At 49.0% G+C, this 25,088-nt stretch carries 20 protein-coding genes and 3 pseudogenes; 16 read left to right on the top strand and 7 right to left on the bottom strand.

Annotated elements, in window-relative coordinates; all coding sequences use genetic code 11:
• The first annotated feature begins 84 nt into the window (after positions 1-84).
• The 14 genes and pseudogenes from rnr (at position 85) to B5F71_RS03440 (ending at position 17,299) form a co-directional block, all read left to right on the top strand.
• Positions 85-2,232 (top strand): ribonuclease R, encoded by a 2,148-nt coding sequence (gene rnr / locus B5F71_RS03375; RefSeq protein ID WP_022040770.1) that lies wholly within the window; start codon positions 85-87, stop codon positions 2,230-2,232.
• Between the two features lie 183 nt (positions 2,233-2,415).
• Positions 2,416-3,879: a DUF3375 domain-containing protein gene (locus B5F71_RS03380; protein ID WP_087207685.1), complete on the top strand. Its 1,464-nt coding sequence runs from the start codon at positions 2,416-2,418 to the stop codon at positions 3,877-3,879.
• A gap of 93 nt (positions 3,880-3,972) precedes the next feature.
• A complete protein-coding gene (locus B5F71_RS03385; protein WP_022040772.1) occupies positions 3,973-4,548 on the top strand; it encodes a DUF4194 domain-containing protein in 576 nt (191 codons plus the stop codon).
• On the top strand, positions 4,532-7,936 hold the full coding sequence (locus B5F71_RS03390) for an SbcC/MukB-like Walker B domain-containing protein (RefSeq protein WP_087207687.1): 3,405 nt from the start codon (positions 4,532-4,534) through the stop codon (positions 7,934-7,936). The genes B5F71_RS03385 and B5F71_RS03390 overlap by 17 nt, the downstream gene beginning before the upstream one ends.
• A 657-nt stretch (positions 7,937-8,593) precedes the next feature.
• The gene (locus tag B5F71_RS03395) at positions 8,594-8,803 is read left to right on the top strand and encodes an XRE family transcriptional regulator (protein ID WP_204246982.1); all 210 of its coding nucleotides are present in this window, start codon (positions 8,594-8,596) and stop codon (positions 8,801-8,803) included.
• A gap of 106 nt (positions 8,804-8,909) precedes the next feature.
• Positions 8,910-9,905 carry a PD40 domain-containing protein gene (locus B5F71_RS03400; RefSeq protein ID WP_087207691.1) on the top strand — a complete coding sequence of 332 codons (996 nt, stop codon included), beginning with the start codon at positions 8,910-8,912 and terminating at the stop codon, positions 9,903-9,905.
• A gap of 21 nt (positions 9,906-9,926) precedes the next feature.
• Positions 9,927-10,643, top strand: coding sequence for an outer membrane beta-barrel protein (locus B5F71_RS03405; RefSeq protein WP_022040777.1), 717 nt, complete (start codon positions 9,927-9,929; stop codon positions 10,641-10,643).
• 70 nt (positions 10,644-10,713) lie between these two features.
• On the top strand, positions 10,714-11,076 hold the full coding sequence (locus B5F71_RS03410) for a hypothetical protein (RefSeq protein ID WP_022040778.1): 363 nt from the start codon (positions 10,714-10,716) through the stop codon (positions 11,074-11,076).
• Between the two features lie 458 nt (positions 11,077-11,534).
• A complete protein-coding gene (locus B5F71_RS03415; protein WP_022040779.1) occupies positions 11,535-12,239 on the top strand; it encodes a hypothetical protein in 705 nt (234 codons plus the stop codon).
• 74 nt (positions 12,240-12,313) lie between these two features.
• On the top strand, positions 12,314-12,670 hold the full coding sequence (locus B5F71_RS03420; protein WP_013618448.1) for a P-II family nitrogen regulator: 357 nt from the start codon (positions 12,314-12,316) through the stop codon (positions 12,668-12,670).
• Between the two features lie 44 nt (positions 12,671-12,714).
• The gene (locus tag B5F71_RS03425; protein ID WP_206423821.1) at positions 12,715-14,079 is read left to right on the top strand and encodes an ammonium transporter; all 1,365 of its coding nucleotides are present in this window, start codon (positions 12,715-12,717) and stop codon (positions 14,077-14,079) included.
• A 207-nt stretch (positions 14,080-14,286) separates the two neighbouring features.
• Positions 14,287-15,483 (top strand): annotated as a pseudogene (locus B5F71_RS03430) (multidrug effflux MFS transporter).
• Between the two features lie 312 nt (positions 15,484-15,795).
• Positions 15,796-17,004: a site-specific integrase gene (locus tag B5F71_RS03435; protein WP_087207695.1), complete on the top strand. Its 1,209-nt coding sequence runs from the start codon at positions 15,796-15,798 to the stop codon at positions 17,002-17,004.
• Between the two features lie 10 nt (positions 17,005-17,014).
• The gene (locus tag B5F71_RS03440; protein ID WP_143269838.1) at positions 17,015-17,299 is read left to right on the top strand and encodes a hypothetical protein; all 285 of its coding nucleotides are present in this window, start codon (positions 17,015-17,017) and stop codon (positions 17,297-17,299) included.
• Here B5F71_RS03440 and B5F71_RS03445 read toward each other — a convergent pair.
• Both B5F71_RS03445 and B5F71_RS03450 read right to left on the bottom strand, forming a co-directional pair.
• Positions 17,275-17,745 carry an HU family DNA-binding protein gene (locus B5F71_RS03445; protein WP_087207701.1) on the bottom strand — a complete coding sequence of 157 codons (471 nt, stop codon included), beginning with the start codon at positions 17,743-17,745 and terminating at the stop codon, positions 17,275-17,277. The two genes, B5F71_RS03440 and B5F71_RS03445, sit on opposite strands and share 25 nt — an antisense overlap.
• A gap of 190 nt (positions 17,746-17,935) precedes the next feature.
• Positions 17,936-18,505 (bottom strand): YdeI/OmpD-associated family protein, encoded by a 570-nt coding sequence (locus B5F71_RS03450; RefSeq protein WP_087207711.1) that lies wholly within the window; start codon positions 18,503-18,505, stop codon positions 17,936-17,938.
• 303 nt (positions 18,506-18,808) lie between these two features.
• On the opposite strand from B5F71_RS03450, the gene mobV reads away from it, so the two are divergent.
• Complete coding sequence (mobV, locus tag B5F71_RS03455; protein ID WP_087207703.1) at positions 18,809-20,179, top strand: MobV family relaxase; 1,371 nt, start codon at positions 18,809-18,811, stop codon at positions 20,177-20,179.
• Between the two features lie 137 nt (positions 20,180-20,316).
• Here mobV and B5F71_RS03460 read toward each other — a convergent pair whose 3' ends face one another.
• The 3 genes from B5F71_RS03460 to B5F71_RS03470 are packed head-to-tail and all read right to left on the bottom strand — an operon-like array spanning position 20,317 to position 21,889.
• The gene (locus tag B5F71_RS03460) at positions 20,317-20,949 is read right to left on the bottom strand and encodes a flavodoxin family protein (protein WP_021928855.1); all 633 of its coding nucleotides are present in this window, start codon (positions 20,947-20,949) and stop codon (positions 20,317-20,319) included.
• 4 nt (positions 20,950-20,953) lie between these two features.
• A complete protein-coding gene (locus B5F71_RS03465; RefSeq protein ID WP_087207705.1) occupies positions 20,954-21,493 on the bottom strand; it encodes a flavodoxin family protein in 540 nt (179 codons plus the stop codon).
• Between the two features lie 12 nt (positions 21,494-21,505).
• Positions 21,506-21,889, bottom strand: a complete 384-nt coding sequence (locus tag B5F71_RS03470; protein ID WP_021928857.1) for a nuclear transport factor 2 family protein — start codon at positions 21,887-21,889, stop codon at positions 21,506-21,508.
• 171 nt (positions 21,890-22,060) lie between these two features.
• On the opposite strand from B5F71_RS03470, the gene B5F71_RS03475 reads away from it, so the two are divergent.
• Positions 22,061-22,411 carry a helix-turn-helix domain-containing protein gene (locus B5F71_RS03475; protein WP_021928858.1) on the top strand — a complete coding sequence of 117 codons (351 nt, stop codon included), beginning with the start codon at positions 22,061-22,063 and terminating at the stop codon, positions 22,409-22,411.
• A 257-nt stretch (positions 22,412-22,668) separates the two neighbouring features.
• Here B5F71_RS03475 and B5F71_RS20940 read toward each other — a convergent pair.
• Both B5F71_RS20940 and B5F71_RS03480 read right to left on the bottom strand, forming a co-directional pair.
• Positions 22,669-23,703 (bottom strand): annotated as a pseudogene (locus B5F71_RS20940) (hypothetical protein); the annotation flags it as partial.
• A gap of 39 nt (positions 23,704-23,742) precedes the next feature.
• A pseudogene (locus B5F71_RS03480) lies at positions 23,743-24,915 on the bottom strand (hypothetical protein); the annotation flags it as partial.
• Positions 24,916-25,088: the final 173 nt, after the last annotated feature.

Raw genomic sequence — 25,088 nt, forward strand, 5'->3', positions numbered from 1 at the left:
AGACTATCTAAATAAAAATGCCTCAAAACAAACAAGATTCCATTTATTTTCTTTACTTTGTAGGAAGAAAAAAAACTACCGACTATGGCTAAGAAGAAGAAAGAAAAAAAAGGCGGGAAACGCATGAAGAAAAAAGAACTCGCCGAACTGCTCATCAGTTATTTCCAACTGCGGGCAGGACAGGCCTTCGGGCTGAAACAATTGTTCAGGGGGTTGAAACTCACTACACACCCCTTGAAAATGCTCTGCACGGATATCCTGCAAGAAATGGCTGAGGACGGATTCCTCATCAAAACCGAAGACGGACAATATAAACTGAACGATAAAGGACAAGTGCTGACCGGTATCTTCCAGCGCAAAAGCAACGGTAAGAACTCGTTTACGCCCGATGACGGAGGAGAACCCATCTTCATCGCCGAACGCAACGCGGCACACGCCATGAACGGTGACAGGGTAAAAGTGAGCCTTTGTGCACGCCGCAAGCGCAAAGAACCCGAAGGGCAGGTCATCGAAATCCTGGAACACGCCAAAACCACCTTCGTAGGCACGCTGAAAGTGACCAAGAACTACGCTTTCCTGCTCACCGAATCGAGCACGCTGGCAAACGACATCTTCATCCCGAAGGAAAAGCTGAAAGGCGGAAAGAACGGCGACAAGGCGGTGGTGCGCATCACCGAGTGGCCCGACGAGGCGAAGAATCCTTTCGGCGAAGTAGTGGACGTGCTGGGCAAGGCAGGCGACAACAATACCGAGATGCATGCCATCCTGGCGGAATACGGGCTGCCCTATACCTATCCGGCATCGGTGGAAGCCGCGGCGGAGAAGCTCCCGGCGGAAATCACCCCCGAGGACTATGCCGAGCGTGAGGACTTCCGCACCGTGACCACCTTCACCATCGACCCCAAGGACGCGAAAGACTTCGACGACGCCCTCTCCATCCGCCCGCTGAAGCCGGGGCTGTGGGAAGTGGGCGTGCATATCGCCGACGTGTCGCACTACGTGAAGGAAGGCGGCGCCATCGACAAGGAGGCCGTGAAGCGCGCCACCTCGGTATACCTGGTCGACCGCACCATCCCGATGCTTCCCGAACGCCTGTGCAACTTCATCTGCTCGCTCCGCCCCAACGAGGAGAAGCTCGCCTACTCGGTCATCTTCACCCTCAACGACAACGCCGAAGTGAAGGATTACCGCATCCGCCACACGGTCATCAAGTCGGACCGCCGCTTCACCTACGAAGAGGCGCAAGCCATCATCGAGACCGGAACGGGCGACTATACCTACGAAATACTGGAACTGAACCGCCTCGCCCAGCAGCTCCGCGCACGGCGCATGGCAGCAGGCTCCATCGACTTCGACCGCGTGGAAGTGAAATTCGAAATCGACGAAAAAGGCAAGCCGCTGAGCGTGTACTTCAAACAATCGAAAGAAGCCAACAAGCTGATAGAGGAATTCATGCTGCTGGCAAACCGCACCGTGGCGGAACACATCGGCAAAGTGCCCAAAAACAAGAAGCCGAAAGTATTCCCCTACCGTATCCACGACCTGCCCGACCCGATGAAGCTGGAAAACCTGAACCAGTTCATCGCCCGCTTCGGCTACAAGATACGCACGGGGGGAAGCAAGACCGAAGTGTCGCGCTCGCTCAACCGCCTGCTCAGCGACGTGTCGGGCAAGAAAGAGCAGAACCTCATCGAGACGGTATCGCTCCGCGCCATGCAGAAAGCCCGCTACTCCATCCATAACATCGGGCACTACGGGCTGGCGTTCGACTATTACACCCACTTCACCTCGCCCATCCGCCGCTATCCCGACCTGATGGTGCACCGCCTCCTCACCCGCTACGAAGCCGGAGGTCGCACCGCCCAAGCCGACAAGTACGAGGAATTGTGCGACCACAGCTCCGCCATGGAGCAGACCGCGGCAAGCGCCGAACGCGCCTCCGTGAAGTACAAACAAGTAGAGTTTATGGGCGAACGTATCGGCAACGTGTACGACGGTGTCATCTCGGGCGTCACCGAATGGGGCATCTACGTGGAAATCAACGAGAACAAGTGCGAAGGCATGGTGCCGATGCGCGACTTGGGCGATGATTACTACGAGTTCGACGAGAAAAATTACTGCCTCATCGGACGCCGCCATCACCGCAAGTTCAGCCTGGGCGACCCGGTGAAAATCAAGGTGGCACGCGCCAACCTGGAGAAGAAGCAGCTCGACTTCACGCTGGCGGAATAACCCTGCCTCAACTGTATCTGATACACCGATTCACCACAGAGGACACACTGAAATCATTTTACCCATGGCCTCTGTGGTGATATATGAATAGGATATTCTCCGGAAGTCCTTAAAATTTTCCACAAGCACTGCCATTGATTTCCACAAGAAGTTTGTAATTTTGCACACTAATTGAAAATAAGAATGGCGTTACAAACTGAAGTGTTATCCGAAATCCTGCGAACTTCGCCTTGCGTGGAACTGCTCCGCTTGCGCAACCGGCAACTGATTATCCTATTTCTTTTCAAAATGTTCTATCATAGGCAGACCGCCGTGCCTTTCGAATCCTTACGCATGCAACTGGCCGACTACCTGAGCGCTGTACGACTAGAACAGGACGAAGAAAGCGGCATCACAGAATTCGATTCATTCGAGGAAAAGGCAGGCAAATACATCCAACGGTGGACCGACAAAGGATTCTTGCGCAACTATCAGGAAGAAACAGGCGAAGTATTTTACGAGCTATCACTCTTTACCAGCAAAACCATCGACTGGCTGCTGAGCCTGAAACGTGAGGAATTCGTGGGCACGGAATCGAAATTCATGAATCTCTTCGGACAACTGAAGGAACTGGTAGAGTTTACCAACGAAGACAAGGAAGAGCGCATACGGATGCTGGAAGAGAAAAAGCGCGAGATAGAACACCAGATTCAGTCCATCCGTGCAGGAGGTGACGCACAGATATTCGAGGAATACCAGATATTGCCTCGCTTCAAGCAAATCAGCCAGTCGGCAAAAGAATTGCTTTCCGACTTCAAAGAGGTAGAAGAAAACTTTAAAAGCATTACCAAGGACATCTACCGCCGACATGCCGATGGAGCATATTCAAAAGGTGACATCCTGGGCTTTACCTTCGATGCCTTGGCAAACCTACAACAGAGTCCGCAAGGCAAAAGCTTTTATGCCTTTTGGGATTTCCTGCTGACCCCTTCATTACAACACACATGGGATGAACTGGTGGAACACCTCTACGACACGCTGGACGACAAGCGGTTGGAGGTGAACGACACCTTCCTGAAAAATATGAAGCAATACCTCTATTCCGCCGGGAAAAAAGTATATCAGGCAAATGACAAGATGGCAGAGAAACTAAGCCGCATCATCTGCGAAAACGGAACGATACCTACCATTGCCACCCAACGGGTGATAACCGACATCCAGTCGTCCCTGTTAGCATTGGCACAAAAAGGCATCACGCCCGATGTATCGCTGGAAGTAGAAACACTACCTGATATCAATATGCCTCTGGAACGGAAACTTACCTTGGAACGAAACGTAGAAGTCATCTATCGACAAGCATTGGAAATGGCAAGTTCGGACATCAGCGAAGCCCATTCGGCAGAGAACCTGTTCGTGCAAAACCGTATAGACCGACGCACATTGAAACAACACATTCAGCATGCCTTGCGACACAAGCGTCAGACTACATTAGGCGATGTCATCCAGGAAAATGGTGGCTTGCAGCAGGGCTTGTCGGAATTATTCGGCTACATCAGTGTAATACGCGATTTCCGGCATATCATCCATGCCGAGCGGACACAGACCGTAACGTTCGACGAAACACAGCACAAAGCAATTGTTATTCCCGAAATCATTGTCGTGCGATGAAGTGCATGTTTACAGAGGACACTGAGTATTTCAATTATTTCCTCTGTGGTAAGCCCAAACTCCAAAACCCAAGAACTTAAAACTCAAAAACGAATGAACTTAGAATCTTACATTTCCCCATACGCACGGGCAGTGGTCTGCCTGTTGAAAGGTCCGGTAAATACCACCGACCGATGCTGGAACGACCTGTTACATTACCAGACAGAAATCCAGAAATATATTTCACAAATCGGGCTGGAACTGATTGTAAAACGCGACGAAGGATTCGCTTACCTGAAACAGATGACCGACGAGAGTGGCAATACCCTGGGACTGGTGCCCCGCAAGCCGCTGGGGTTCGAATGTTCAGTGCTCGCCATCATCCTCCGTGAGGTGCTCGAAGAATTCGACAGCAACCTTGACGAGCTATATACCACCGCATGCTACATCACCGGCAAGGAACTGAAAGAACGCATCGAACTGTTCCTCCCCGAACGCTTCAACCGTGTCAAGCTCTTAAACGAACTTGACTCGTACATCGCCCGTATGGTGCAACTGGGGTTCCTGATAGAAAGAGAGCAAGAAGGGCGTACCTTTTATCAAATCCACCGCATTATCAAAGAAAAGGTCACACTCGACCAATTGGTAGAATTTAAAAAGAAACTCGAAAGCTATGTTGAATCTGTTTAGTACATCTTCGGATACGGCGGGGTTCCGCCTCGACTATATGGAAATCTATAACTGGGGCACATTCCACGAACGCATCTTCCGACTTGCCCCACAAGGCAACAATGCCTTGCTTACCGGAGCCAATGCTTCGGGCAAAAGCACCATCATCGATGCGTTGCTCACTTTACTGGTGCCAGCTAAGAAAGACCGTTTCTATAATCAGTCTTCGGGCGTGGAAAAGAAAGGGAACCGTACCGAAGAAACCTATGTACTGGGACATTACGGTAATATACAGAAAGAAGGTGAACGGGGAGTCACCACGCAAGCCTTACGTGACAAAAGCGCCTACTCGGTGCTGCTCGCCTCGTTTTCGAATACAGACCAGCGGGTAGTTACCATCTTCCAGGTGCGCTGGTTCTCGGGTGGAGAACTGAGACGTAGTTTCGGGCTTGCCCATGTCCCCCTGGAAATACAAAAAGACTTTCAGCCCTTCGATGGCAAAGGTGTATGGCGGCGCAGGCTGGAGGCATCCTACAAAGGAGCACGCACGCTGGTTGAGTTCTTCGACGGACCAGTAGGCTATGCCGAGCGCATCACCCAACTGTTCGGTATGCGTTCGGTCAAGGCACTGAGCCTGTTCAACCAGATTGTGGGCGTGAAAGTGCTTGACGACCTCGATGAATTTATCCGCATCAATATGCTGGAAGAACACGATGCCGAATCCCAGTACCTACAACTGAAAGATAGTTTTACTACCCTGATAGACGCCAAAGTCAACATTGAGAAAGCACGCACCCAAATAGAGATGCTCCAGCCGATAGCCAGCCTGGCATCCCAAATAGAAAGTGCCGACGAACGGCTTCACCAGCTGATGACCGACAAAGACACAGCTGTCTATTGGTTTGCCAAACAACTGATAGACCTTGCCAAGGAGAAACTCGATGTGGCAATGAAGGAAAAAGAAAAACTGGAAACCGAAATCGCACACCTGCGCCAGCGTGAAGAAAAACTGAAGCAGGAAGAACGCACACTCTCGCTTGCCATCGAGAAAGACGAAGTCGGACGTAAACTGAAAGAATTGGAAACTGACATCGAACGCCTCTCAAAAGTGCGCAACGAGCGAATGGCATCAATGGACACTTACAACGAACTTGCCAGCAAATCCGGATTCTCACCCAACCCCGACGAAAAGACCTTCAATGCCCAGCGGGCCCAGGCTGCACAACAGATTGAAGAATGGACGGAAACCAAGGAAACATGTATCCGAAAACAAGTCCAGACAGAAAATGAACAGAAAAAACTGGCACAGCAGGTAGAAGAGCTGGTACACACAGTAGAAATGCTCCAGAAAAACAAGAACAACATTCCCTTGCGCGAAACCGAAATCCGTGACGCCATTTTAGCGCATACAGGAGCTTCGAAAGAAGAAATTCCTTTCGTTGGCGAATTATGCCGGGTGGCTGAAGACGAAAAAGAATGGGAAATAGCACTGGAAAAAATCCTGCACCACTTCGCACTCCACCTTATTGTGCCCGACAAATATTACCATCAGGTCAACGAATACGTAAATACCACCAACTTGAAAGGACGGGTGATGTTCTACCGCTATACGCCCTCAGGTTCGCTTGCCGGTATGCAGACGTACCAGCTTTCCGCTGGCGAAGAAGGACAAGTCATCGACAAGATTGAAATCCGTCCCGATAGCGAATACGAAGAATGGGTGCGCGACATGATTCTGGAAAAATACAACTACACATGTGCCGATACACTGTCCGCATTCGAGCGTTACCGAGAAAAAGTGGTTACCCGCGAAGGACTGGTCAAATTTGCCGGCGAACGCCACGAGAAAGACGATCGTCCACACATCTTGCGCCGTGAGAATTTTGTTCTGGGCTGGGAGAATAAAGAAAAGATACGTCTCTTGCAACAAGAATTGCTCCAACTTCAGGAACAGGACGCCACGCTTGCACGAGAGATAGACCGCATCCGGCAAGAAGCTGCAGAAGGAGAAGCCCGGTGTGCCTTGCACCGCCGATTGGTAGACTTATTCCCTGACTTCAAGAAAATAGACTGGCAAAGCTTCGTAGGCGAAATCCAACGCAAACAGGAAGAAAAAGAAGCCTTGGAAAAAGGGAATGACCATCTGCACACCCTCCAGACACAACTGGAAAATGTACACGAAGAACAGCACCGCCTCTCGGTGACTGACATTCCGGAACACACCCGGAAAATGATTCATGCCGAATACCGCATCGAACAGTTGCAACGGGAAATAGACGAAAACCAACGGGTAATTTCGTCCATCCGGTCATTACTCTTCACTGATTTCGAAAAGAATTATGCCTACTTGTGCGAACTTTCTTACGACCAATTGAAACAAGAGCGCGGCAAGTTCCAGGCAAAGAACGAACGTGAGCGCAAAAAACTGGAAACGGAAAAACGCGGATACGAAGACGAGGCAAAAGTGAAAATTACCGCCTTCAAGCATCCCGATGAGGATATCCTCACCCGTTTTAAAGACTGGCGTGCCGATGTAGACACTTTGCCTGATGCCACTCATATCGAACTGATAGACGCCTACCGGCAAATGCTGGAAAGGCTGGAAAAAGAAAACCTGCCCAAGTACGAAAAGCAATTCGACGGCTATCTGCAAAAGACACTCACCGATAAAGTGGGCGAGTTCCGGATGTTCTTCATCAACTGGATGCATACCATCAAGAGCAACATCGATATGCTCAATGACTCGTTGAAAGCCATCGATTACCGGATGCGTCCCGTTACCTACATCCAGCTCACCGCCCTTACACAAATCAGTGAAGAAGCCAGCGAGTTCAGACGGCTTATGGACGAAGCGGTTCCGAATGTACAGAAAATCAATGCCACATCCGACGGCAGGCGAATACACTTCTACGAACACGTAGAACCGTTTATGAGCCGTCTGGCAGACGAGGAATGGCGAGCCAAAGTTATGGACGTACGCTTCTGGTTCACCTACAAAGCAGAAGAATTCAACCGCCAGAGCGGACACAAGGAAACCACCTATGAGAATATGGGACACCTTTCGGGAGGAGAAAAAGCGCAGCTGACGTATACCATCCTCGGTTCCGCCATTGCCTACCAGTTCGGACTTACCAAAAGTGGATTGCAAAGTGATTCGTTCCGGTTCGTGGCAATCGACGAGGCATTCAAGGCACAGGACGAAGACAAGGCACGCTACCTCATCACCCTGTGCAAGCAACTCCATCTCCAACTCCTTGTAGTGACGCCCAACGACAACATCCATATTGTGGAAAACGATATCTCGTACGTCTATTTCGTAGAACGCAAAGAGGAGAAAACCTCCTGGCTCTATAGCATGCCGATAGAACAATGGAAACGCGAGACCCACGAACAACCAAGTAGGACCTGAAACCGAACTACTGACATGAAGCCGCACCAAAATAAAAGTCTGCTTTCATTTTATCACTGCCAGCACAGTGAAGGATTTCGAAAACATAAACCGATGCATACGAAATCCTTCGCTATGCTCCTCCAGACATACTTTTTGATAGTTCAATCCTATTTCAGCACACCATCTTATCATACATTTCCTCCAGCATATAGGAAAAATGTATGAAAAAAATTCCGTTTTTGACAAATTGCATGTATGAAAATTTTGAATTTTCCATGATTACTTATATCTTTGTTATGTCTAACCAATTACTATGAATAATGGCAGACGGTATTACATGTAAAGAAAGATATTTTTCATGCGTTTATCTTTTACTTCCTGAATATTGTAAAAACAAAAAAGGAATTGTCTTTGCAGTGTTGCCTGTGAGCCCTTGTGTTCCGTGACAACATCAACAAAAATGCACAAATCCATACCGCGCAGAGTATAATTGCAAAACATAACTGATAAAAGATAACAAAATGAAGATATGTCAATCTTTCCGGAATGAAGACATTCATACTTGTCTTTTCCTAAGGGAATAACGCAAACTCTCAAGAAACAAGACAAACCGGAAAACAGATTCCCATATCTTTTTTAATGTTTACCTATATTTTTGTTATACCTTAATTATATATGAAAACAATGCATATCGGTCAACTCATCAAACAAGAAATGGACAAACAAGGAAAAACAGTATCTTGGCTGGCCAGAGAATTGTCGTATTGCAGAACAAATGTATACAAAATATACGACAAGAAATCCATCGACACTGATTTGTTATTGCGCATTTCCATTTTATTAAAGCACGATTTCTTTGCCAGCTATTCGAATGAATTAAAGTAAAATGTCCCCAATATATAAACATATACACTTATTGGGGACACTTTTACTTCATTTTGTTAATATATATTTTTTTCTTTGTATATCTAAACAGTCAAACACACAAAATATGAACAACAAAGTAAAGCAAATTATATTGACAAGCATATGCATTTTCACCGGATTCGGCGGATATATCCAAGCACAACAAGTAGACTACTCCGTAGTTTCAGTTCCAGAAGAATCCAGTAACCAATTCATCCGTATCACATCAGATGCCGATTGTGTATGTATGCCCATCGTAAAACGGAACGGGAACAAACGCATTGACTGGCTCTCCAATCGCATATTAGACACTTCAACCGACGGGCAACATATCGCCTATCTTTCAGCACGCAACAACACGACCAACATCTTTATAAAAGATTTAAACAAACAAGGAGGTTCTGTACAACGAACCAATCGTTCGGCTGTGCTGGACTTTTCTTATTCACCCGATGGAAAATACATTTGTTTTTCAGAAACTCGCGGGGGAACAAACCAGATATTCCGCACCGATGCCAAAGAGGGATATGTGTGTCGGCAAATCACCAGTGGAAGTCAAGATTATTCCCCCGTTTATTCAACAAACATGACACAAATATTCTTTGCCAGACAAGAGCTGAAAAGTGTCAGTATCTGGAGTTATAATGTACAAAACAATTTCCTTTCAACATTCACCAGTGGCATGAATCCGTATCCTGTAAAATCAGAACAAGCATTTGTATGTACCCGTCCCAATGCAGCAGGAAAAAGCGAAATATGGAAAATAAATTATCATACAGGCACAGAGGAATGCATTATCTCTGACCCCGAACGAAGTTTCACTTCTCCAATAATTTCACCCGATGGGAAATGGCTGTTGTTTGTAGGAAGCAGCAAAATAACATCAGGGACATTCACTTATTTGAATACCGACATATTTGTAGCAAGAACAGACGGCACGGACATGACACAACTCACCTACCATGCCGCCGATGACCTCAGCCCCGTATGGAGCAGAGACGGGAAATACATCTATTTTATTTCCCAACGTGGAAGTACCTCAGGTACAGCCAATATCTGGCGAATGAACTTTAATTACTAATACCTTTTAAATTTATGTATCATGAAAAAGTTTAAGTTATTTGTGTTGTTGGCTTTTATAGGCTTGGCAACCAGTGCTTCTGCACAGTTCGTTAATTCAGGCACATCCAGTAGCACATCAAACAGCAGTTCATTTGATGTCACTTCCGTAAAGACTAGCGGATGGAATCGCATCTATGTATCGTACAATCCTTCAAAGTTGAAATTTGATTATGACGATGCGGATGATATAAAATTCAAAGGATTGACCGTTGGTTGGTTAAGAGGCTTCGGGCTTACCCAAAAGTTACCCTTGTACATGGAGGTAGGTGCAGGCGTTCAGTACAGAAGCTATAAGGACGAAGAATCTGATTCTTATGGCGGATATGAAGCCAGCTATTCTGACAAATACAACATGTTGTCGCTGAATATTCCTGTAAATTTATTGTATCGGTTCAACATCACAGATGATTTTTCTATCAGTCCTTATTTCGGATTGGATTTTCGCATTAATTTGCTTGGTAAAAACAAATACGAGATAAGTTATGACGGTAATACAGATTCGGAAGATTGGAATTTGTTTGACGATGACGATATGGACAACGAAGCTTGGGGACGCTTCCAAGCCGGCTGGCATCTTGGTGTAGGATTTGATTACCGTGTACTACATGTAGGAGTAGAATATGGAACCGACTTCAACGAGATAGCCGAAAAAACAAAATTCGCAACCACTTCCATTACATTGGGACTAAACTTCTGATATATAAACCAAACAAAGAGTAAGGTGTGCCAAATCCTATTTCGGCACACCTTCTTTAATCTTAATACTTATGAAAACAATTCGATTATTTTGGCTATTTACTGTTATGGCATTGATGGCAGTAAGCTGCTCGGATGATGATAATGACCTTGAAAGTTCGATTGTAGGCGCATGGCAATCTGAAATTCATACTTCCCGCATATGGATATTTATGAGCGATGGACAGGTTGTTTCTGAAGATGAGTATGGCACTTACTATCTAAATGGAGACCGTTTGTATATTTCATGGACAGACGAATACGGTAATTATGAGGAAGCTTTTCTAATTGTTGAATTAACATCCGACACAATGATTCTTGACGAATTGGACGAAGAAGGGATAGCTCATGATGACCCGGAAACTTACCGACGAATAAATATGGGAAACAGGTAAAAAACAAACAACCCGCTATCTTCCTCATTACATCCCTTCCCAGCCTCCCCCCATAATGGAAGGTCGGGAAGGGTTCTCAAAAACATATTCCAAATCAGTACACAATAAATTCAAAACAGTTTCTGACATTTCTTTTTGCACACAAAATCTCACCCACAAGAAACAAAAAGAAAACAAAACAAGGAATACTGAATCTTTTTACTTACATTAAATCTTTATTTGATTTCATTTCGTCCACAATTCATCAAAATATTTTTCATTTTGCAACACATTATATAGAAAATCCTTTCAATTTAAAACACAACAAGCTATTATGCTTAAAAAGTGCACTCATTCAGCTTAAAACAAAAACAAAAAGACATAAATTTGCAGTGTAATAAAAACAAAAAGATGTTTATCCGGGATAACAACTGTAAATGTGTTAGTTTAAATGGTATGAATGATTAAATCAGGAAACTATGAAAGGATTACTTAAAAAAGGAGGAGCATGGATTGCAGTTGCAATACTATCTCCAGCAGTGCTGATGGCACAAGACAAAGTGGAAGCAAGTGTGGGAGCCGACCTGGTGAGCGGATATATCTGGCGCGGGCAAGATTTGGGGAATGTCAGCATCCAACCCTCGCTCTCCATCGCCTACAAAGGGTTCTCGCTCTCGGCTTGGGGGTCGGTAGGGTTCGAGAAGTCAGATACGAAAGAGTTCGACCTTACGCTGGGGTATGGCATCGGCGGGTTCAGCGTATCTGTAACGGACTATTGGTTCAACAACGGGCCGGCGTATTTCCATTACGGAGCACACGACACGAACCACACGTTCGAGGCGCAAGTGGGATATGATTTCGGCGTGCTTGCCGTAAACTGGTACACCAATTTCGCCGGCAATGTAGGGTATAATTCGGACGGCGACCGCGCGTATGCTTCATACATCGCCCTTTCGGCTCCTTTCCGTCTGGGCGGGCTTGACTGGGAAGCCACGGTAGGCGCCACGCCCTGGGAGAACGATTTCTACAACGGAGGCAAGAACGGATTTGCCGTGAGCGAGGTAGGCATTAAAGCCACCAAGGAACTGAAAATCACCGATTCGTGGACCCTGCCCGTCTTTGCGCAGGCGATATGGAACCCGGCAACAGAAGGCGCCTATTTCGTGGCAGGCTTAAGTTTTTGATAGGATAAACGAGAGGTAAAAGATTGAGGGATAACATTTCTGGCAAAGTACTAACTACAAAATACAAATACAAGATGAAAAAGATTGAAGCGATTATCCGGAGAACACGGTTCGACGATGTGAAACAAGCATTGCTGGATGCCGACATCGAGTGGTTCTCCTATTACGACGTGCGGGGCGTAGGAAAGACCCGCGAAGGCCGCATTTACCGCGGCGTGGTGTACGACACAAGCTCGATAGAGCGCATCCTGCTCTCCATCGTGGTGCGCGAAAAGAATGTAGAGAAAACCATCCAGGCGATACTGAAAGCCGCCCAGACGGGCGAGATAGGCGACGGGCGCATCTTCGTCATCCCGGTAGAGGACGCCATCCGCATCCGTACCGGCGAACGGGGGGACATTGCGCTCTATAACGCCGAACAAGAGAAATAAGCCACATAAGTCATACAAATACAATATCTAAACGAGATTTTATTATGGATACATATACAAAAGGCGGCAGATGCTGGATGAGGTATGCCGCGGCGATTCTTATGCTTTTGATTTCCACGCCTTCCCTGCTGGCACAGGAGGCAAGCGGAGCGGATATGCCCGCGCTCGATTCGGGCAATACAGCGTGGATTCTGACCTCTTCCATCTTAGTGTTATTGATGAGCATTCCGGGCATTGCCCTGTTCTATGGCGGCTTGGTGCGCCAGAAGAATGTATTGAGTGTCATTATGCAAACCCTCTTCATCGTAGGCGTGGTCAGCATCTTATGGATAGCCTTCGGGTATAGCTGGGCGTTCGATACCAGCTTTGCCGATGCAGGAAACCCGCTGGCGTGTGTGATAGGCGGATTCGACAAGGCGTTCCTCCACGGCATCACCCTGGATACGCTGACCGCGGGCAACATTCCCGAACTGGTATTCGTGATGTTCCAGTGCATGTTTGCCATCATCACCCCCGCGCTGATATTGGGTGCCTTTGCCGAACGTATCAAGTTTTCGGGCTATATCGTGTTCATCACGTTGTGGGTAATCCTTGCCTACTTCCCGATGGCACACTGGGTATGGGGCGGAGGCTTCCTGCAGCAAATGGGAGCCATCGACTTTGCCGGAGGTACGGTGGTGCACATCAATGCCGGGATTTCGGCATTAATCATGGCGATTATGCTGGGCAAGCGCATGGACTATAAGGTAGGGCATCCCATTACGCCGCATAACGTGACCTTCGTCTTCATGGGCACTTCGTTCCTGTGGCTGGGATGGTTCGGCTTCAATGCCGGAAGCGGGCTTGCCGCCGACGGGCTTGCCGCAAACGCCTTCCTCGTAACCCATGTGGCAACGGCTATGGCGGCTATCACGTGGATGGTCATCGACTGGCTCTGCAACAAGAAACCCACCACCATCGGCGCCTGTACGGGAGCCGTAGCCGGACTGGTGGCAATCACTCCGGCGGCAGGCACGGTAGACCTGCTGGGCGCGTTCTGCATCGGTATCATCACGCCGATAGTATGCTTCTTCATGGTAGCTGCGGTCAAGCCGAAATTCAAGTATGACGATGCACTCGATGCGTTCGGCGTACACGGCATAGGCGGTATCATCGGTTCTATCCTGACCGGTATATTCGCTACCCGCTTCATTTCGGGCGAAGACGGCGTTCAAGGCGCTCTCTACGGCGACTGGCACCAGCTTTGGGTTCAGATTGTAGCAACCGTGGTATCTATCGTGTTCAGCGCGGTCATTACCTTCATCCTGTTCAAGATAGTAGACGCTACCATCGGGCTCCGCGTAGACAAGCGCGTAGAAGAAGAAGGGCTCGACATCTACGAACACGGCGAGTCGGCTTACAATCATTGATAGCTGACAAGGAGAATTGGTTTTAAGGGCACACAGAATTCCAAGGCTTTGCACAAGCCTCGGGGTTCTGTGTCCTCTGCATGCTTGGGAAAGCCCGTTCCCCTCATATTGTTATAGAATGTTTTTTTATGCCAAAGGGTGTGACAAACAAGAGAGGTACACGCGACATTTTTGGTACTTTTGCAGCGGTAAAAGAAAGGATAATTAATGGCTAGACAAAACTCACGTGTATTTATTTTAATCTTTTTGGGTATGCTTACCGCCTTCGGGCCGTTTGTCACCGATATGTATCTGCCTACTTTCCCCGAGATGGCAGATTTTTTTCACACATCTTCTTCGATGGTCCAACTGGGCTTGACCGCCAGCATGATAGGCCTGGCGGCGGGGCAATTGTTCTTCGGACCGCTGAGCGACAAGTACGGGAGACGCCCGTTGCTGATTGCCGGCATGTTTCTGTTCCTGATTTCTACGCTGGGATGCGTATATTCGCAGACCGCCCTGCAGTTTGTAGGCTGGCGGCTGGTGCAGGGGATAGCCGGGGCAAGCGGGATTGTGATATCGCGCTCGATAGCCGCCGACAAATATGCCGGACGCGAACTGGCAAAGATGTTAGGCATCATAGGCGCCATCAACGGAGTGGCTCCCGTAGCTGCTCCGATGGGAGGAGGGATGCTGGCGGAAAGCATCGGCTGACAAGGCATTTTCTGGTGCTTGTTCTGCATAGGCATCCTGCTTCTGGCAGGCAGCTTCCACCTGACCGAGTCACTTCCGGCAGCTAACCGGAGAAAAACAGACTGGGCAGATGTGTTCCGCGGTTTCGGCGCGGTCTTGCGTAACCGCCAGTACTTATGCTACATCCTGCAGTTCGGGTTTGCTCAGGGCGTGTTATTCGCCAACATATCGTCCGCCCCGTTTATCATGCAAGAACATTATGGCTTCTCGCCGATGACGTTCAGCGTATGCTTCGGTGCCAATGCGCTGGCAATTGTCTTCTCGGCGGCATTATCTGTCAGGTTCCGCCATCCGGAGCTGGTACTCTATCGCGGAAGCCAGGGCATGCTGGCCGTTTCCATCCTCCTGCTGGCAGCGATGGGTTCCTCGTGCAGCTTTTGGATTTACGAAACATTGTTGCTCTGCCTGTTGGTGATACTGGGGCTGACATTCACATCGTCCAACACCTTAGCCATGAACGCCGAACGCCAACATGCCGGAACGGCATCTGCGGTATTGGGTGCGTTAGGCTTTGCTTTTGGCGGCATTGTTTCTCCGTTGGTGGGTATCGGCGACATCATGCTTTCTACGGGTATCGTATTTACCGCAAGCTCACTAGGGGCTTTCACATGTGCCCGTATCCCCATGCGCAGACTGATAAGACGTAAGGTTGCTGTAGCATGCGGCAAGTAATGCCGAAAAAATCGTACTGGATGACAAAAGTATCTGATTTTACGACAAAATAATAGGATAAAACGCAGAATAAAGCAAATTTGAGTATTCTCGCTGACAGTCAGAGAGTTTGACTTTGGATGGAACAAATTGGCATAAGGTCGGGAAAACGGATTTAGGCAGATTGCAGAAATAGATGCACTTCCAAATCATTACCCGACACCTGATGCACATTTAACACTAACGGTCTCTATTTCTGCGTTCTGCGTAGGTTTACATTCTGCCTTTACAACTCCCGTAAACTAATTTTGCACCAAACAAAAAGCAAGGATTATGAGGAGTACATTCAAGACCGTTTTTTATGTAAACGGAAGCAAAGAGAAGAACGGAATTGTCCCCATCATGGGACGGGTTACAATCAACGGGACTATCGCACAGTTCAGTTGCAAACAGAGCATCTCAAAAGAACTTTGGGATGCCAAAGGCAACAGGGCGAAAGGCAAGAGCCGAGAGGCGGTGGCGGTCAATTATGCCCTTGACAACATCAAGGCGCAGATAACGAAGCACTACCAGCGGCTTTCCGACCGTGAGGCGTTTGTCACGGCAGAAATGGTACGCAATGCCTATCAAGGTGTAGGCACGGAGTATGAAACATTGTTGCGTGCCTTTGATAAGGAGAACGAGGCATTCGCCAAACGGGTGGGCAAAGACCGTTCCAAACGCACATATCTGAAACATGTCATTGTCAGGAGATATGTTGCGGAGTTTATCAAGAAGAAATACAAGCGGACGGACATAGCGATGAACGAACTGACCGAGGACTTCATCCGTGACTACTGCCTGTACCTGCGCAACGAAGTCGGGCTGGAACAATCATCCGTGTGTGTATACTCCATACCGTTGAAACACATCGTCACCGCAGCCCACTATAACGGGAAGATAGCGAGAAACCCGTTTGCGATGTACCATCTTGACCCTGACCACAAGGAGCGTGGCTTTCTCACGGAGGATGAAATTCAGGCGTTGAGTGCAATCAAGCTGGACAATCCCAACTTTGCATTGGCAAGAGACCTGTTCCTGTTCGGTTGTTGGACGGGAATCTCGTTCACGGACATCAAGAACCTGACCACCGACAACATCATTGAAATGAATGGTGCATCGTGGATTGTGTCGAAACGCCAAAAGACGGGCGTACCGTTCCAAATCAAGTTGATGGACATCCCGATGCAGATTATCAAGCGGCATGAAGCGTTCAGGACTGACAAGCGGCTGTTCAATATCGGCTCGCTTGACATGGTGAACAAGCGCATCAAGAAAATAGCTAAAAGATGCGGTATAGAAAAGACGGTTTCATTCCATCTGAGCCGCCATTCATTCGCTGTTTTGGCATTGAATTACGGTATGCCGATAGAGAGCGTAAGCAAGATTTTGGGGCATACGAATATCACCACGACGCAAATTTACGCGAAGGTGACCAACACGAAACTTGAAAACGACATATCCGCTTTCGAAAGCAAGGTAAGCGGACGTTTCGCCATATAACGCACAGTCTATGGAACGGGCAACAATCACGATGGACGAGTACGGCAGGGTTGCCGTACCGTTCGAAACGGGGATAACTCCTCCGGAAGATTTTAAGTCCCGTCCCCGCCGGGGACAGGTGCGCAGAAAGATTTTAATCCTTGTCCCCGCACGGGAACGGCGGTTGCAGAAAAATGTAAGCCCCATCCCCGACGGGGACAAGGCTTGCGGAAGTTTTCAGGCACCGTCCCCCGGACGGACAGTGCTTCTTGAAAATTTCCGGGCTTGCCGTCAGCCCAGTTGGTTTTCGGTGTAACCCTCGTCGTCTGTCGAGCCGCCCGATGTGGTGGTGCCGCCAGTCGTGCCGCCCCATTCTTCCCCAAAGATGTTGTTCGACACGAGCGAGCGTGTCACGACTTGATTGCTGCTATTGCGCGTGGTTTCGGGAATGAAGCGGACGCGCACGCCGGTTATCTGCTTGGGGCTCACCTCATCGGCCGACTCCACGCCCTGCTTCGCGGTGTTCGCCGTGTAGTAGAACGTGCCCAGCCCTTCGAGCTTCACGGTGCGGCCGCTTGCCATGATGTCGCCCAGCACGCCGCCGAGGTCCTTCAGCACGGCGTAGGTGTCGGCGCGGCTGACGGTGGAAATTTTGGACAAGCGGTCGGCCACTTCATCGGTCGAAGCAGGCTTGCCCACGGTAATGGATTGCGGATACCACAACCCGTTTGTCTTCTGCTGACGTTTCTTGTAAAAAGCCATATCTTTCGCGTTTTGGCTCCCTTCGGCATGGTGATAGCCTTGGTGCCGGACTAAGGGTATCTCTGTGCCGGACTGAGGTCGGCCGCCTTCGGGAGTGGTTATTGACTTGTGCCGGAGACTTCTCCCCTCCGGCTGGGAACGGGCGCAAGATAGAAAGAAATTTTGACGTGGGCAAGGGTGTTTCTATTCTTCATTCGATTAATCTCCCGTTGTCATTCCATTCACCGTACATGATGCCGAGACGGGTATTGTCGATGAACTTTTTCAGGCGGCTTTCAAAGAGAGGGCGTTGTTTTTTCTTAATTTGTATCGTGTCGATGCGCACACGCCGGTATAGGGGTGGGAAGTTCTGGAAGTTCCGCCACACGATGGGGTCTTGCCGGAGGACTGACAGGATTTCATCGTCGATGGTGAAACCTCCGGGCGACATGTCGGGCAGCACGGCGCGTCCCATATCTGTCATGCGCCCCAACCGCTCCATGCGCCGGCATCGCTCCTTGTTCAGTTCCGACCACAAGCTGCCTTTTGTGCGTGGCGCAAACCGTTGGTATGCCTCGCCGTCCAGCCGTTTCAAAGTACTGTCAATCCAGCCGAAACACATCGCTTCCTCCACTGCATCGATGTACCAGAATGTCCCGTCGTCCATAGGACGCCCGCGCTTGACTTTTACCCAACACTCCCTCTCGATGGCATGATGCGTCATGAGCCATTGGCGAAATTCGTCGCGGCTTTGTATGGATAATATATTTTGCGGCTTGATGATGCTCATATTTTTACTGGTTGTTTCGTTTGCAAAGGTAGGGAAAATCGGGGAGCGGAGCAAGGGGAGGAAGGAAAAAGGCACCCGGCAACCACCGACACCGCCTCAGGCTTTTGGGAACAAAAAGCCATAGCTCATTAGGGCGTTTTCTTCACGCACCGCTGACGCTAATGCTAAAAACACCCCAATGAGCCAGCGGGGTTGCACCCCTCTGGACACCCCCGCTTGCCCCGTGCGGCTATGACCGCAGACAGGCGGACACCGACAAACAAGTTTGTACAACCTCAAAAACAAGAAACGAACATGGGATATATCAGCATCCAAATCAACAAGGCGAAAGGGTCGGCTGACACGGGCGCATCCGACCATATCGAACGCAAGACCACGCCCAAGAACACAGACCCCACACGCACCCATCTCAACCGTGAACTGGTGCAATTCCCCGATGGCGTGGCAGACCGTACCGAAGCGATAAGCCACCGCATCCGCACGGCTGGCATCAGGCGTAAGATAACGTCCGACCAAGTGAGGGCAATCCGCATCGTGCTTTCAGGTACGCATGAGGATATGGTGAAAGTACAAGACGAGGGTAGACTATCCGAATGGTGCGATGACAACCTGCAATGGCTGCACCGCACGTTCGGCAGGGAGAACACCGTTTCGGCAGTGCTGCACATGGACGAACACACTCCACATATCCATGCCACGGTCGTTCCGATAGTGACGGGAGAGCGCAGGAAAGCGAGGAAGAAGCAAGCGGAGGGCAAACGCACCTACCGCAAGAAAGCCAACGCCGTGCGCCTGTGCGCAGATGACCTCTTGACCCGTGAACGGCTTGTTGCCTACCACGATAGCTATGCTGAAGCGATGGCAAAGTACGGCTTGCATCGTGGCATACGTGGGTCAGAGGCACGGCATACCACCACAGCCCAATACTACCGTGACTTGAAACGGCAGACGGGAGAGCTTGAAACCAACGTAAGGCAGTTGCAGACCGAACAGAAACAAGCGGAACGGCTGCTTGCCGAAGTCAGGAAGGAAATCAAGTCGGAGAAGCTGGAAGCCGCCAAGACCGAAGCGAAAACGGCACTTGTGGCAAAGGTCGGTTCTCTTTTGGGAAGCGGCAAGCTGAAAGAACTTGAAGCCGACAACCGCACCCTGCAAAATGAGGTTGCAGCCCGTGACGAAAGCATCGAGTTGTTGCAACAACAGATGCAGCGGCAGCAGGATGAACACAGCCGTCAACTGATGGAACTGCAAGCCAAGCACCGCAGAGAAATGGCGGACAAGGAAGCGGAACACCAAAGGGAAGTGTCATTCCTGAAATCCATCATCCAAAAAGCCAAGAAATGGTTTCCGCTGTTCCAAGAGTTGGTGTACATGGAGAAATTCTGCCTTAAAGTCGGCTTCAACGAGCGGCAGACCGCCACGCTCATCAGCGGCAAGCCGTTGTTCTATGAGGGCGAACTCTATTCGGAGGAGCACAGGCGGAAGTTCACGACCGAGGAAGCAGGCTTCCAAGTGGTGAAAGACCCGAAAGACAAATCCAAACTTGCGCTTGCCATCAATGGGCAACTGATTGGCGAATGGTTCAAGGAACAGTTTGGCAGGCTGTTCTCATCCATTAAAAGGACTGTTAAACCGCTTAGGAGAGACAAGGGCATGAGATTATAAACGATGCCAACGGGAGGGTAGCAAGTTTGTGTTTGGGGCAGACCAAAACCGCTTGCTATCCTCCCATTGGTTAAATTCAAAATCGGACAGGAAACATCCTCTACTCAAAAATCTATAAGTTTTCTTGTTAAGTTTGGTTATTCATATTTGTCTTGGATGAAGTGCGTCCGCATTCTCGGTTCATATTCCGGCTTGCGAACGCCGTTCTTCCGTCCGCTTTCAATGCACTTTAGCAACCACGCCATATTTTGCCCCAAGATGCGCATGGTCTGCAAGCCTTCCTTGTCCTTGCGCACATCGTCGGGTGTGAAGCCGTGTACCGAGTTCCAGTATTGCGATGCTACGATAGGCATATTCGCAATAGTGAAATATTGATTCAATTGCTCGAAGGTGGCGGAGGCTCCACCACGGCGGCACGATACTACTGATGCGCCGAGCTTGCCCGCCATGCGGTTCTCCGTGGCGAAGAACAGGCGGTTCAGGAACGAAACGAGTTGCCCCGTTGGTGCACTGTAATAAACCGGAGAACCGATGACGATGGCATCAAATTCATCCAGCCGTTTCTGTATCTCTTGCACGAGGTCGTCGCGGAAACAATGTCCTGTATTCATGCAGGCTCCACAGGCGATGCAGCCCGCTATGGGCTTCTTGCCTAAATACAGCAATTCCGTCTCAATGCCGTTTGCCTGCAAGGTGGTTTCCACTTCGTGCAGGGCGGTATAGGTGCAGCCCGTTTGATTCGGGCTGCCATTAATCAACAATACCTTCATACGTTCAGAATTTATGCGCCAGTTCAGCCGCTTGCTTGCAGCCGTCCGTCTTGTTGATGTCACCTTCGTTCAATACTCCGGTAATAAGCACTTCGCCAGCCATCTCCCATTTCAGCAGAGCGGCAGAACGTTCCAGCGGCATACGGATGCCGTCCATTACCGTCACGTCGTTTTCTTCGCAGCAGGCTATCAGTCCGCATTTCTTTCCGGCGATATCCTTTCCGCCCACCACGAATGAAAACAGGCGGTCAATCACACCCTTTATCTGTGCCGGGATGGAATACCAGTAGGTTGGCATGGTGAATACAACAGCATCGGCTTCCATAATGGCAGGTGCGATAAGGTTGAAATCGTCGTCGAACGAACAAGCCTTGCCCGTCTTGAAGCAGGTCTGGCAGGCACGGCAACCGCCTATCTTCATCAGTGCGGCATCAAATCGTCGCACCGTGTGGCCGAGTGTCTCCGCTTCCCTGATAAATGCGTCCGTCATGGCAAAGCTGTTGCCATGCTTGCGTGGACTTCCCGTAATAACTGTTATCTTCATGACGCTTCCTCCTTACTTTTGAATGGTATTCGAATTCTGATTGTACGCCTTCGCCACGCACCGCCACTCGCCGTCCATCTTCATCAGCAGCAGGTAGTCGGTGAAGTCGATACGGCCTCCCCATTTCTCTTCCAGCACGCGCACCACGGCGAGGGTCTCTTCTACGTCCACCACGTCGATGCGTGCCTTGAAGTCATCGCCTGCGCCTACGGTGTCCACATTGTGGTAGAACTGCTCGATGCTGCCGTGCTCCAGCTTCCCGTCCAAGTAGCCGAATAAGACGGCTTCGTCAATAAACAATTCGCGGGCATACTTGCTGTTGCCTTCTGCCACACTTTTCACAAACTTCATGGCAGCTTCTTCCACTGCCTTGTACTCTTCGATATTTGCTCTCATGATGCTAATGTTTAATTGATTATCTTGTTTTGATGCTGCAAAGGTAGGTGATTCCTCCAGTTTGCACAAGTACCGAAAAATTATTCATATACTGAAAAATTATTCGGTATATACCCGTTACGATATATTATCCTTACCTTTGCAGGCGTAACATTCAATAAAGATAAAACCATGTACGAAAGAAAGATACCCGTAGATTTGGACTGTCCCTTGCGGCTGACCATGAGCCTGATTGATTCCAAGTGGAAGTCATGCATCTTGGACGAACTGCGCCACCGTGCCCTGCGTCCCAGTGAATTGCACAAGATATTTCCCGAAGCCACGCCTCGTGTGCTCGACTTGCAACTGAAGGAACTGGTAGAGGACGGGCTCGTATCGAAGACCATCTACCCTGAACTGCCTCCTCGTTCGGAGTATGCTATCACTCCGTTGGGGATGACGCTTATTCCCATCATCGATGCTATGATTGCATGGGGAGAGAAGAATACAGAATTATTTGAAAAGAAATATGGGAAACGGTAATAGAATTTGGTTGCTTTTCACTATCTTTGCGCTAAGACAAGAGTTGTTTGACAGAAATTTACCGCATATTGCAGAATTTGTGACTGTTTCCAAGTCATTACCTCGTTTTTTGAGAAATGCTTATAAGTAGCTTATTTTTAATATATTCCTATTTCAATATCGTTTTTTTCGACAAAAGAAACGCGGAGAGCTTGTTGGTGGTATGCTCTCCGCGTTTTTTTACGTGACAATCCTCCTTACGAGAATGTGGATAATTTTCAGAACTGATATCCTGTCCATCCGAAGAGGTCGGCAGAAGCTCCGGTATTGCCATCGGCTACGGTAACCTCACCTGTTCCGTGTATTTCATCGCCTGTAAGCGTCGAAGTCAATTCATTGGTTACAGAGATAGTTGTAGTTGCTTGTGCATCGCCCTTGCTATCGGTCAAGTCAACCAAGTCATCTACCGCACCCGTACCGATGACCAACGCATTGGTAATGGTAGCCTTCGCACCCCGGCGAATCTTGATAGCGTCTACCATTTCGGCTGCTTCAGACAAGTTTTCGATAGTCATGTTCTTGATGGTGAAGTCGGATTGCGGAGCGTGGTCTGCACCGTTTCCGTCCAGATTTCCGTCAGCTTCTACACCACGCGGGTCTTCTTCGGTGCTGGTGAATCCGGCTTCCCAACGTCCGTAGCAGTCCTTCAGCGTACCGCAATAGCCTTGAGTGAAGTCGAACATATCGTCATCGCAGTTTACGGCAAGCAGTCCGGTTACGTTTACCGAGCCTCCGAAGAATTCGATGGCATCATCGGCACCGTCAGCAATATAAATGTTTTCAATCACCGTTCCGTTTCCTACTGCATTCAGTGTAAGTCCGTTGTGCTCGATATCGGCACTCGAACGCGCTCCGGTATAAAGCAGCTTGACATAACGCAACACGCCCGAATTGTCGGCATTGTCATCGCCTCCATACGGCTGGTTGTTATCAATCTCGGTAGCACCCTCGGTTACGGTTCCTGCCACACCCGAGATACGAGCCTTACCGTTGATAATCAGTCCGCCCCAGTAACCCGGTCCGGCATTGGCTTCATCTTCTGCCGTAAAGGTGATGGGAGCCTCAGCAGTTCCTTCTGCCATAATCTTACCGCCACGTTCTACCAGCAAGTAATTGCCAAAACCTTCTTTTGCCTTGATGGTCAATCCGGCAGGGATGGTCAGCGTAGCACCTTCTTTCACTACTACAGCACCTTCGAGTGTATATTCAGTATTTGCATCGAGAGTCATATCCGAAGCGATATCGCCTGAAAGAGTTGCCGTAGCAGGTGCAGGAGCTTCGGTTTCGCCCGGGAACTGATAACCTGTCCATGACAGTGCACTGGTATTGGCACCCGTATTTCCTGCCTCCATCACGATGCCTTCGTAAGTGCCTTCTGCGTTCAAGTCGCCATCGGTAGTAGCCGAAGCCAACTGATTGCTTACACTCATTTCAGTACCTTCACCTGCTCCGCCTTTTCCATCGGTCACGTCAATCAGGTTTTCTACAGGACCTGTACCCATTACCAAAGCGTTGGTGATGTGTGCTGTAGCACCGCGGCGTACCTTGATAGCATCGTTCATCGAATAATCAGAGAAATTAGCGATAGTCATGTTCTCTATACGGAAGTCTGATTGCGGTGTATGGTCAGGACCATTTCCGTCCATGTTACCATCGGCTTCTACACCGCGCGGGTCTTCTTCGGTGCTGGTGAAACCTTCTTCCCAAATGCCGTAGCAGTTAGACAAGGTACCGGAATACCCCTGAGTAAAGTCGAACATATCGTCATCACAGTTTACAGCAAGCAAATTGCTTACATTTACTGTACCTCCGAAGAACTCGATAGCATCGTCGGCACCTTCTACAATATATACATTGTTAATGGTAGTACCGTTACCTACACCGTTTAAGGTCAAACCGTTGTGCTCGATGTCTGCACTTGAGCGCGCTCCGGTGTACCACAATTCGATGTATTGCAATGTTCCGCTATTGTCGGCAGCATCACTTCCTCCGTAAGCCATGTTGTTGTCCACCTCGGTAGCACCGGTAGCGGTACTTCCTGCAGGACCTGAAATAGGAGCCTTACCATTGATAATCAAACCGCCCCAATAGCCCGGCTCAGCCTTGCTTTCATCGTCTACCGTAAACACGATGGGAGCCTGTGCCGTACCTTTGGCATTGATGCGTCCGCCCTGTGCCACAATGATGTATTTGTCGAAGCCCTGTTGTGCCTTGATGGTAGTTCCGGCAGGAATTTCAAGAACAGCGCCATCGGGTACAGTCAGCGTACCAGTCAAAAGATATTCCGTATTGGCATCCAAGGTCATCGTTCCTTCCACATTACCCGAAAGTTCCACGGTTTCTGTAGGTTCGTTACCTCCGCCTTGGTCTCCGCCTTGAGGATCGTCATCGTCACTACAAGAAGTCAGTGATACACTGCTTGCCAATGCGGCAAACAACATCGCATTTAAGAAAAACTTTTTCATTGTTCGATAATTTGGTTAAAATTATAGTTTGGTTTATTGTTCTGATTATATTTTTCCAAGCAGGCTTAGAAGCTGTTTTGAATTTATCGTGCGATGATTTGGGATGAGTTTTTGAGGCATTTCCGCTTCTGTGATGAGGAAGATAGCGGGCTATCTGACGAAGAACAGGAGCG

Origin of the sequence: Bacteroides sp. An269 (genome assembly GCF_002159755.1) — a bacterium.
In the GTDB taxonomy this organism is placed as follows: domain Bacteria; phylum Bacteroidota; class Bacteroidia; order Bacteroidales; family Bacteroidaceae; genus Phocaeicola; species Phocaeicola intestinalis.

Excerpts from the sequence above, each read along its gene's own strand:
- rnr (WP_022040770.1), top strand. The coding sequence starts at position 85 with ATGGCTAAGAAGAAGAAAGAAAAAAAAGGCGGGAAACGCATGAAGAAA.
- B5F71_RS03380 (WP_087207685.1), top strand. The coding sequence starts at position 2,416 with ATGGCGTTACAAACTGAAGTGTTATCCGAAATCCTGCGAACTTCGCCT.
- B5F71_RS03385 (WP_022040772.1), top strand. The coding sequence starts at position 3,973 with ATGAACTTAGAATCTTACATTTCCCCATACGCACGGGCAGTGGTCTGC.
- B5F71_RS03390 (WP_087207687.1), top strand. The coding sequence starts at position 4,532 with ATGTTGAATCTGTTTAGTACATCTTCGGATACGGCGGGGTTCCGCCTC.
- B5F71_RS03395 (WP_204246982.1), top strand. The coding sequence starts at position 8,594 with ATGAAAACAATGCATATCGGTCAACTCATCAAACAAGAAATGGACAAA.
- B5F71_RS03400 (WP_087207691.1), top strand. The coding sequence starts at position 8,910 with ATGAACAACAAAGTAAAGCAAATTATATTGACAAGCATATGCATTTTC.
- B5F71_RS03405 (WP_022040777.1), top strand. The coding sequence starts at position 9,927 with ATGAAAAAGTTTAAGTTATTTGTGTTGTTGGCTTTTATAGGCTTGGCA.
- B5F71_RS03410 (WP_022040778.1), top strand. The coding sequence starts at position 10,714 with ATGAAAACAATTCGATTATTTTGGCTATTTACTGTTATGGCATTGATG.
- B5F71_RS03415 (WP_022040779.1), top strand. The coding sequence starts at position 11,535 with ATGAAAGGATTACTTAAAAAAGGAGGAGCATGGATTGCAGTTGCAATA.
- B5F71_RS03420 (WP_013618448.1), top strand. The coding sequence starts at position 12,314 with ATGAAAAAGATTGAAGCGATTATCCGGAGAACACGGTTCGACGATGTG.
- B5F71_RS03425 (WP_206423821.1), top strand. The coding sequence starts at position 12,715 with ATGGATACATATACAAAAGGCGGCAGATGCTGGATGAGGTATGCCGCG.
- B5F71_RS03435 (WP_087207695.1), top strand. The coding sequence starts at position 15,796 with ATGAGGAGTACATTCAAGACCGTTTTTTATGTAAACGGAAGCAAAGAG.
- B5F71_RS03440 (WP_143269838.1), top strand. The coding sequence starts at position 17,015 with ATGGAACGGGCAACAATCACGATGGACGAGTACGGCAGGGTTGCCGTA.
- B5F71_RS03445 (WP_087207701.1), bottom strand. The coding sequence starts at position 17,745 with ATGGCTTTTTACAAGAAACGTCAGCAGAAGACAAACGGGTTGTGGTAT.
- mobV (WP_087207703.1), top strand. The coding sequence starts at position 18,809 with ATGGGATATATCAGCATCCAAATCAACAAGGCGAAAGGGTCGGCTGAC.
- B5F71_RS03460 (WP_021928855.1), bottom strand. The coding sequence starts at position 20,949 with ATGAAGGTATTGTTGATTAATGGCAGCCCGAATCAAACGGGCTGCACC.
- B5F71_RS03465 (WP_087207705.1), bottom strand. The coding sequence starts at position 21,493 with ATGAAGATAACAGTTATTACGGGAAGTCCACGCAAGCATGGCAACAGC.
- B5F71_RS03470 (WP_021928857.1), bottom strand. The coding sequence starts at position 21,889 with ATGAGAGCAAATATCGAAGAGTACAAGGCAGTGGAAGAAGCTGCCATG.
- B5F71_RS03475 (WP_021928858.1), top strand. The coding sequence starts at position 22,061 with ATGTACGAAAGAAAGATACCCGTAGATTTGGACTGTCCCTTGCGGCTG.